This window comes from Ohessyouella blattaphilus (genome assembly GCF_024721265.1).
Classification (GTDB): domain Bacteria; phylum Bacillota; class Clostridia; order Lachnospirales; family Lachnospiraceae; genus Aequitasia; species Aequitasia blattaphilus_A.
The window spans coordinates 1-3,578 of sequence record NZ_JAMXOC010000054.1; the positions used below are offsets into that span (position 1 = coordinate 1).

At 41.1% G+C, this 3,578-nt stretch carries 2 protein-coding genes; both read right to left on the reverse strand.

The annotated features are described in order from the left end of the window. Window positions 1-58 precede the first annotated feature (58 nt). Window positions 59-1,414 (reverse strand): peptide MFS transporter, encoded by a 1,356-nt coding sequence (locus NHH16_RS15145; protein ID WP_262070430.1) that lies wholly within the window; start codon window positions 1,412-1,414, stop codon window positions 59-61. 24 nt (window positions 1,415-1,438) lie between these two features. Beyond that, window positions 1,439-3,232: an aminopeptidase P family protein gene (locus tag NHH16_RS15150; protein ID WP_262070431.1), complete on the reverse strand. Its 1,794-nt coding sequence runs from the start codon at window positions 3,230-3,232 to the stop codon at window positions 1,439-1,441. Window positions 3,233-3,578 lie beyond the last annotated feature (346 nt).

Sequence of the window (3,578 nt, forward strand, 5' to 3'; positions counted from 1 at the left end):
ACGGTACGTACGGTGCTGTGAGAGGACGGCGGTTAGTCACCGCCTCCTACTCGATTATTTATTCACCCTGTTCTAATTTGTCAAGAGTTTTGCTTCCGAAGAAGAGGACGAGTCCAAGGCCGATTACGATTACGCCAAGGATACCGTATCCTTTCATAAATTTAGCAGGGACATCTGTTTTGAGTAGTGCATAAATTTTTGGATAAAGCATTTGTGAGAAAAATACAGCAATTGGCCATAATCCTAACAAAAGTCCCATTAATTTAGACGGAGCAAGCTTGGAGATAAATGAGTTTCCAAGTGGAGAGAAAATCATCTCACCTACAGACATCAGTAAACTTACTAAAGCGATCCAGATTAAACTTGTTTGACCTGTTCCAGCTATTCCGGCAGCAATAACCATGACGATATAAGAAACACCGACAAGCATAATTCCAAGAGCGGTTTTCTTAAACATACTCATATCACCCTTTGGTCTAGCAGCTAGTTTTGTCCACAATCTACCAAGAATTGGACCAAGAACAATACAAGTAAGAGCGTTCATAGAGTCAAAGTAAGAAGTAGGAACGTGGAAACTACCAATCATCCAGTTTGCGCGATTTAAGAAATCTGCACCATCTCCCCAACCGAAATAGAAGTAAGCTGGATAGTAAGCAAGGTACCATACACACCAGAAAACGACTGAGAATAGCGTTACTAAAATAATTGCCACGACTCTCTTTTTATCTGTGCTAGTAAGTGGTTGATTTTTCGCCTTTTCTTTTTCAGAGTTATCTTTAAATTGACGTTGATCAATTTTAAATGGCTTCTTACCTAATTCACCTAAAGAACGAGCGCCAATAAAGAACCAAGCAGCATCAATAAACATTAGGATAGCACAGATTAAAAAGACATTGTTGTATCCGATAGTAGGGATAAGTAATACTAAGAAAGTAGTTCCGATGAATGAACCAATGTTAACGAAAGAATACTGAATTGAGAAGGCTTCATTCAATTCATTTTCATCACTAAATTGCAAACCATTAACACCAGATAAGTTTCCTTTGAATAGACCAGTACCAACAGCTACTAGTATGATCATTGCCCAAACCATTCCTAGTGATTTTGCCTGCCATGTACAAAGGTAGCCTGCTCCCATTAAGAGCATACCGATGAAGACACTAAGTCTTGGGCTAATAAAGTAATCGGCTAACCATCCACCTACGATAGGGGTGATGTAGGTCATAGCTACGAACATAGCAGACATAGAAGTTGCTTTAATATCGTCATAGCCTAGCCCGCCCTTACCTACAGTTACGGCAATCCAGATTGCCAGCATGTACTTTACGGTATAGAACGCACAACGTTCAAAAGTAAAGCCAAGTGAGCACACGTAAAAACCAAACGGTTTACGTTTTTTTGCTACAGTTTCCATAATTTTGTTTCCTCCTAGTTATTCTTAGATTTCTCTAGTATATTTTTTGAGCCACGATTTTTCCTCATCATCAAGATAAGGAGATAGCTTATCATAAACCTCCAAATGATAAGCATTGAGGTGGGCTCTTTCCTCCGCGCGTAAGGCTTCTGGATCGATACCATCAAGGTCGATCGGCACAAATGAAATGGTTTCAAAGTGCATAAATTGTCCGAAGTCATTGGCTACGCCATTTACTGCGAGCAACTCGTTTTCGGTACGAATACCGTGAGAACCTTCAATGTAGATACCTGGTTCGTCAGTCAAGACCATTCCCGGTTCGATAACGTGTTGTTCGTTCTTACCAGGAACTACCTGCCATCTAAAGCCGGCAGGACCTTCGTGAATACTAAGTAGATAGCCGATACCGTGACCGGTACCGTGTTTAAAGTTCATATCTAGATCCCACAAGGGTTGTCTTGCTAAAATATCCAAGTTGTAGCCGTGGCAGCCGTATAGGAATTTGGCAGAGGCTAGATTTAACATACTGCGGCAAACGGTGGTGAAATGGAATTTCATTTCATCAGTAATGTCGCCTAGGACAAAGGTTCTTGTAATGTCAGTAGAGCCTTCGTAATAGTTACCGCCAGTATCTGCTAAGAACATACCTTCAGCAAAGACTTCTTTATCCGTCTCTGGGGTAGCGGTGTAGTGAACGATGGCCGCATTCTCTTTATAAGAGCAGATTGGCTCAAAGCTTTGCCACAAGTAGCCTTCGCCCATTTTGCGGAATTCTTCCAATTTAGCGGTAGCTGATAACTCGGTAATTTTTTCTTTGCCGGCGCTTTCTTTCATCCACTTCATGAAGCGCACGAGAGCAACACCGTCTTTGATTTGGGCTTTTTTCATATTAGCGATTTCCGTTTCGTTCTTAATCGCCTTAAAAAGAACGGAAGGGTTTGGCTTTTCAACCTTCCTTACATCCTGAGGAATGTTATTGTAGAGGGCATAGTTTAACTTAGCAGGGTCGAGAAGTAAGGTGTCCTGACTAGTAAACTTCTTAACTGCCTCATAAATATCATTATAAGGATGAAGGGTGATGTGATTGCTTGCAAGATGTGCTTTACAAGAATCATCTAGCTTGCCCGCATCGATAAATAGTTCCATTCCCTCTAGCGTAATGATGGCATAGGAGAGAACCATAGGTGAGTATTCGATATCATCACCTCGTAGATTGATTATCCAGCAGATATCGTCAAGAGTAGTGAGAACGTGTAAGCTCGCTCCTTCTTTTTTCATTTCTGTCCGGATACGCTCTAGCTTTGAAGCAACGCTTTCGCCAGCGTATTTCTCTTCTAAGACAAACGCCTTTTTCTCAGAAAGAGGCGGGCGATCGTTCCAAATTTCTGCAATCAAATCTACATCATATTTTATGTTAACATTTTTGCCGGAGAGTAATTCTTCGTAGTCTTGTCCTTCTTGCATAGCGACTACCCGTCCGTCAAAACCGAGAGTGCCACCGGCTGGCAACACTTTCTCTAGGAATTCCGTCATCGACGGAAAACCTGGTTCGCCCATTTTATAGAGCTTAACGCCGGTATCCTTCATTTGCTTTTCAGCTTGAATAAAATACCTAGCATCGGTCCACATACCTGCTTCATCTTTCGTGATGACACAATCGCCTGCTGAGCCCGTAAAGCCGGTAATAAAAGCTCTGCTTTTAAAATGTTCCCCAACATACTCGCTTTGATGATTGTCAGCGGAAGGTACGAGATAAGCATCAATTCCTTCGCGAGCCATCAGGGCCCTTAGAGCATCGATACGTTCTGACACTTTCATAATGAAAACCTCCTTCATTGTTATTCAATTCGATATACATTATAGCACTTGCAATTCGGGACTACAATAGATTATTTTGGGCAATTTGTACAAAAATTTCTCTTAAGTTTTAATAAAGATTTCCGCAAGAAAACCGGTGGAAACCTAGGAAATTAGGGGAATGACAGCTATTACGCGATTTAAAAGAAAAAGATAGTAAAAAAATAGTTTTCTGTATAAATTTAACAAAGCGCAACGTTAACGCTTTAACATGGTAGCACAACTGCCTGTTGAAAGAATAACAAAGTAGCGCAGCTCTGAAAGGTAAAAATAATTCGCACTAATGCAGCCTATATACAGGCTGCAT

Excerpts from the sequence above, each read along its gene's own strand:
- NHH16_RS15150 (WP_262070431.1), bottom strand. The coding sequence starts at position 3,232 with ATGAAAGTGTCAGAACGTATCGATGCTCTAAGGGCCCTGATGGCTCGC.
- NHH16_RS15145 (WP_262070430.1), bottom strand. The coding sequence starts at position 1,414 with ATGGAAACTGTAGCAAAAAAACGTAAACCGTTTGGTTTTTACGTGTGC.